This is a genomic window from Pseudomonas donghuensis, from assembly GCF_000259195.1.
In the GTDB taxonomy this organism is placed as follows: Bacteria; Pseudomonadota; Gammaproteobacteria; order Pseudomonadales; family Pseudomonadaceae; genus Aquipseudomonas; species Aquipseudomonas donghuensis.
In genome coordinates, this window is sequence record NZ_JH650795.1 from 1 (window position 1) to 5,899 (window position 5,899).

At 66.0% G+C, this 5,899-nt stretch carries 4 protein-coding genes; all 4 read right to left on the reverse strand.

Annotated features, from left to right (window positions below):
- Positions 1-24 precede the first annotated feature (24 nt).
- Positions 25-1,434: an efflux transporter outer membrane subunit gene (locus tag UW3_RS0126120; protein ID WP_010227081.1), complete on the reverse strand. Its 1,410-nt coding sequence runs from the start codon at positions 1,432-1,434 to the stop codon at positions 25-27.
- Positions 1,431-4,514 (reverse strand): MexW/MexI family multidrug efflux RND transporter permease subunit, encoded by a 3,084-nt coding sequence (locus tag UW3_RS0126125; RefSeq protein ID WP_010227082.1) that lies wholly within the window; start codon positions 4,512-4,514, stop codon positions 1,431-1,433. The genes UW3_RS0126120 and UW3_RS0126125 overlap by 4 nt, the downstream gene beginning before the upstream one ends.
- A 22-nt stretch (positions 4,515-4,536) precedes the next feature.
- Entirely contained in the window at positions 4,537-5,634 is a 1,098-nt protein-coding gene (locus tag UW3_RS0126130; protein WP_010227083.1) for an efflux RND transporter periplasmic adaptor subunit, read from the reverse strand.
- A 24-nt stretch (positions 5,635-5,658) separates the two neighbouring features.
- A partial coding sequence (locus tag UW3_RS30030; RefSeq protein WP_010227084.1) for a DUF2165 family protein occupies positions 5,659-5,899 on the reverse strand: 241 nt, incomplete at its 5' end.

The window sequence follows — 5,899 nt, forward strand, 5'->3', positions numbered from 1 at the left end:
TACGCCGGACCCGCGATGAGCCGATCACTGCACCGCGCCACTCCCCCAGCCCAGCGCCTTGTACAGCGCAATCGCATTCAGGTACGAAGCGGTCTCTGCCTCTGCCACTTCACGCTTGATCAAGAAGAACGCGCGCTGGTTTTCCAGCACCGCCATGTAGGTACCCGCCCCTCGCCGATAGCGCTTGGAGGCGATGTCGATGGCATCGGCGCCATGCGCCGCCGATTGCATCAACGCACCAAGGCGGGTCTGGTTGCGCGCCAGGCGCGTGACGGCGTTTTCCACTTCTTCGCGGGCCAGCAACAGTGACTGCTCATAGCGCGCCTGCGCCCCTTGCGCTTGCGCCTGCGCAGCACGCAAGCGAGCCTTGGCGTTACCCAGGCGCAACGCCGGCCAGGTGACTGTCGGCGCCAGCTCATAAGCGCGCGCGGCACTGCCCAGGTCGCCACTGCGCAAGGCGAAGAAGCCGATAAACCCGCCCAGGTCCAGGCGCGGGTACAGCTCGGCGGTGGCCACGCCAACGTCTTCGCTGCTGGCTGCCAGTTGCCGCTCGGCACTGGCAACATCCGGGCGGTTGTTGATCAGCGCGTTGACATCGCCCAAGGGCAGTTGTCGCGCCAGCGGTGGCAGAAAGCGTGCTTGCCCTGACGCCTCGGCAAGGCCCGGCGCGCGCCCGGTGAGCACATCGAGGCGGTACCCGGCCTCCTGGATCGATGCCTGCAATGGCGGCACCGCCGCTTCGCTGAGCAGCAGATTGGCATGGGCGTTCTGCTCGTCCTCGTACTGACCGCTGCCGGCACGCACCTGGGCACTGGTGAGTTTCAGGGTTTCGCGCCAGGCCTCGACCTGGGCCTGCGCCACTTCCAGGCTGCGGTGCAAACCCTGCTGCTGGTAGTAGGCGCGGGCGACTTCGGCGGCGATGCTCAGGCGCATCTGTTCAAGGTCGGCGCGCGCCGCCTCCGAGCGTGCCTCGGCAGCGGCGGTCAGGCGTTGCAAGCGGCCGAACAGGTCGATCTCCCACTGCACGTCAAACCCTGCGCGATAACTGCGCGAGAACATGCGCTGCGGGTCGCTGCCATCGGCCGGTTGCTGCTGCTCAAGGCTCTGGCTGAAGCCGCTGCGTGCGGTAACGCCCGGGTACTGGTCCAGGCGCCGGTCATCGAACAGCGCCCGCGCCGCCAGCAGGTTGGCCTGGGCCTGGCGGATATCGTGGTTGTGCTGGAGCGCGGTGTCGACCAGGCGGTTCAGCTGCGGGTCCTCGAAGAACGACCACCACTGCGCCGGCAGTTGCGCCTGCTGGGCGAACTGCTGCTGTTGCGGCGTGCTCAAGGGGATGGGCGCAGGGGTTGCCTTTGCATAGTCGGGGCCGACCTTGCAGCCCGCCAGGGCCAGGCTCGAAATCACACAGGCCAGGGCCAGGTTCACTCTGTTCATCCTTCGCTCCTCAGCGCATCAGCCAGGGACACCGCGCGCGGTGTACTCGCGGCGATTGCGTGTTTGCGCGCCAGCAGGCTGTACACCGTGGGCAGCACGAACAGGGTGAACAAGGTGCCGATCAACATCCCGCAGACAATCACCAACCCCAGGCCAAAGCGGCTGTTGGCACCGGCACCGGAGGCGAACAGCAAAGGGATCAGGCCGACCACCATGGCCGCGGTGGTCATCAGGATCGGCCGCAGGCGAATCTGCGCCGCCTTGCTGATCGCCGCCGCGCGGTCGAGCTGCTCGTGTTCCTGCAGGGTGTTGGCGAATTCGACCATGAGGATACCGTGCTTGCTGATCAGGCCGATCAAGGTCACCAGGCCGATCTGGGTGTAGATGTTCACCGTCGCATAGCCCAGCGCCAGCGGGATCAACGCACCACTGATCGACAGCGGCACGGTGATCAGAATGATCAGCGGGTCGACCAGGCTCTCATACTGCGCCGCCAGCACCAGGTAGATGACGATCACCGCGGCCAGGAACGCCAGCATCAGCGCACTGCCCTCCTGGGTGTACTGGCGTGCATCCGATTGCCAGTCGTAGCTGAAGCCGGCCGGCAGCGACGCTGCCACCTGATCGAGAAATGCCACCGCATCACCCAGGGTCACTCCGGCCGCCGGGATGCCCTGGAAGGTGGCGGCGTTCTGCTGGTTGAACTGGGTCAGCTTGTTCGGCTCGACCTGCTCGGACACCTGCACCACGGTCGACAATGGCACCAACGTGCCGTCTTCGCTGCGCACGTACTGGCGGGTCAGGGTTTGCGCGGTCAGGCGCTGGCTACGCGGGCTCTGGGCGATGACATCGTAGGAACGCCCTTCGAGGCCGAAGCGGTTCAAGTAGTTCTCGCCCACCAGCACCGCCAACGACTCGCCGATGTCCTGCATGCGAATGCCCAGGCTGTTGGCCTTGGCCCGATCGACGCGCACCTGAACCACCGGGTTGTTGTAGTCCAGGTCGCTGTCGACCACGGCGAACAAGCCGCTGTCCCGGGCCTTTTGCTTGATCTCCTGCATGGTCTGGTACAGCACCTGGTAGTCCTGGGAGCTGCGCAGCACCAGTTGCACCGGCAAGCCGCCGGTGGAACCCGGCAAGGCCGGCAACTGGAAGGCGAAGATGCTGGTGCCTTCGACATCGTTGACCGCCGCCTGCAGGTCGACCTGAATCTGCGAGGCGGTACGCTCGCGCTCGTCCCACAGCGACAGGTTGATACCGCCGATGCCCGAGGCGAGGCCGTCGCTGCCGTTGATGATCCAGGTGCTGACCGTTTCTGGCAGACGCTTGTAGACCTGGTCGAGCTTGTCGGCGAAGCGCTCGACGTATTCGAGGTTGGCGTGCTGCGGTGCCTTGATCGCGGTCAGCAGCCCGGCCTGGTCTTCGGTCGGCGCCAGCTCGCGCTGAGGCAGGCCGTACAGCCAGGGCAAACTGAGCAGCACCAGCAAGGCAAACCCGGCGCTCAGCCAGCGCCGCGCCAGGGAGAATTCCAGCGCCCGGCTGTAGCGTCTGGCCAGGGCGTCGAAAAAACGGTTGGCGGCATGGGCCATGCGCCCTTCGGATTGCTTGGCCTGCAACAGGAACGAGCTCATCACCGGCGACAGGGTCAAGGCCACCACACCGGACACCACCACCGCTCCGGCCAGGGTCAGGGCGAACTCGCGAAACAACGCACCGGTCAAGCCGCCCATCATGCCGATCGGTGCATACACCGCAGCCAGGGTGATGGTCATGGCGATCACCGGCCCGGCCACTTCCCGCGCCCCCACCAGGGCCGCGGCCACCGGGGTCTTGCCCTCTTCGATATGACGGTGGACGTTCTCGACCACGACGATGGCATCGTCCACCACCAGGCCGACGGCGAGGACCATGGCCAGCAAGGTCAACAGGTTGAGGCTGAAGCCGAACATCAGCATCAGCGCCGCCGCACCGAGCATCGACAACGGAATGGTTACCACCGGGATCAGCACGGTGCGCAGCGACCCCAGGCACAGGTAGATGACGATGACCACGATCAGCAGCGCTTCGAGCAAGGTCTTGCTCACTTCGTCGATGGAGGCCTGGATGAAGCGCGCGGTCTCGAACGCAAGCTCGGCCTTGACGTCCGGCGGCAGCGTCTTGCGGATGTCCGGCAGCACCTTGCGGATGCCGTCGACGATCACCAGCGGGTTGCCGCCGGGGGTCGGGAACAGGCCCAGGTGCACGGCGCGCACGCCGTCCATGGAGGCGCTGGTTTCCACCGAGGCGGCGCCCAGCTCAACAGTGCCGACATCCTTGATGCGCACCAGGCCATTGCCGTCGTTGCGGATCACCAGCTCGCGAAATTCGCCGACGCTGGTCAAGTCGGTATTGACGCGGATATTGGAGACCACGAACTGGCCTTTGACCTTGCCGGGCGCCGCCTGGTAGTTGTTGCGCCTGACCGCCTCGGCCACATCCGCGGCAGTCAGGCCGCGCGCGGCCAGGCGCGCCGGGTCGATCCACAGGCGCATCGACAGGGTCTGGCCGCCAAATACCTGGACCTTGGCCACACCGTCGATGGTGGTCAGGATCGGCTCGACCACCCGCGCCAGGTAGTCAGTCATCGCCGGGGTCGACAGGCTGTTGCTGGCAAAGCCGATATAGGCCACCGCCGTCGACTCGCCGGACGAGCGTTCGATCACCGGGTCATAGGCTTGCTCGGGCAGGCGAAAACGCACCTGGTTGACCTTGGCCATGACCTCGGTCAGCGCCTGGGTGGAGTCGCGGTTGAGCTCCATGCGCACAGTGACCAGGCTGCGGCCCTGCACCGAGGACGACGACAGGTAATCGATGCCCTCGACCGACGACACCGCCTGGGCAATCGGCTGGGTGACGAAGCCCTGCATCAGCTCGGCCGAGGCGCCGGGGTATTCGGTGGTGACGGTGATGGTCGAGCTCTCCAGCATCGGGTACTGGCGGATCGGCAGCTGGCGCAGGGAGAGGATGCCCAGCAGCAGAATGAGGATGCTGACCACCAGCGCCAGCACCGGCCGACGCACGAACAGATCGGTGAATTTCATCTAAGGGTCTCTGGACAATCGGTCAGGAGCCGGACAGCGCCGGGGCTTGCAGGGTGTCTTCGGTGGCTTCGACCGCGACCCCGTCACTGAGCTTGAGCTGCCCGGAGGTCACCACCTGGTCGGCCTCCCGCAGCCCTTCAAGGATGATCACCCGGCCATCCTGGCGTTCGCCGATCTTCACCGGCACCCGCTGCACCACCAGCGCCTGCTGCTGCTCGTCATGGCGGGCAAGAAACACCGTGTCGCCGTAGGCGGTATAGGTCACCGCGGTTTCCGGCAGGCTGAGCACCTCGGCCACCTGCGGGTCGGCAACCTTGACGCTGGCATACATGCCGGCCTTGAGCAGCGCATCGGCGTTATCCAGGGTCGCCTGCACCTGTACCGTGCGCGAACGGTCGATCAGTGGGTCGATGGCACTGATGCGCGCCGCAAAGGTTCGCTCGGGATAGGCATCGAGCAGCACGTCGACCGGCTGCCCGGGTGCGAGGTGGATACTCAGTTGCTCGTCGAGGGAGAAGTTCACATACAGGGTGCGGGTGTCGATCAGGCTGACGATCGCATCGCCGACATTCAGGTACTGACCTTCGTTGACCTTGCGAATGCCCAACACACCGTCGAACGGCGCACGGATGGTCTTCTGCGCGATCACCGCCTCGGTGTGCGCCAGCTCGCCGCTGGCCATGTCGCGTGCGGCCAGGGCGTTGTCGAGCTGCTCCTGGGTGGCGGCGTTTTCCGCGACCAGGTCGCGCACCCGGCGGTGGTTGATCCGGGCGTTGTGCAGTTGCGCCTGCAGGCGAATGCGCTCGGCCTGCTCGGGGGCATCGTTGAGGGTCAGCAGTACGTCGCCACGGCGCACCTTCTGCCCGGAGACGAAGTTGATGCGTGTCACCCGCCCGCCGATTTCGGCCGAGACCAGCACCTGGCGCGCCGCCTCAAGCTCGCCGACCCCGGCGAAAAAACCATTGGCCGGACCGCGCTGCACGGTGCCCAGTGCCACCTTGACCAGCGTCCGCGGCGCCGGTGCCGAGGCCTGTGCGGTGTGCGCCTGTTGCCAGACCACCAGCACCGCCAGGGCGGCACCCGCCAGCAGCGTACCAAGCGCGAGATTCTTGCTGTTCATCCACCACTCCCTGTGAGGCTGGCCTCAGGCCCACTGCACGTTGAACACCACGAAGGCCAGCAAGGCCCAGAGCACCAGTACCAGATGGGTCAGTTGCAACCCCTCCTGGCGAATCCAGTAACCGAACCACAGGCCGCCTAGCAGCATGGCGAAGGTAAAACCGAGAAACGCGCTCAGCGCCAGGTTCAGCCAGGGCCGCGCCGCCTCAAGCCCCGCGCCGATCAGCAGGGCGTAGCTGCCGATCAGGGCAGTGGCTGGGGCCCCG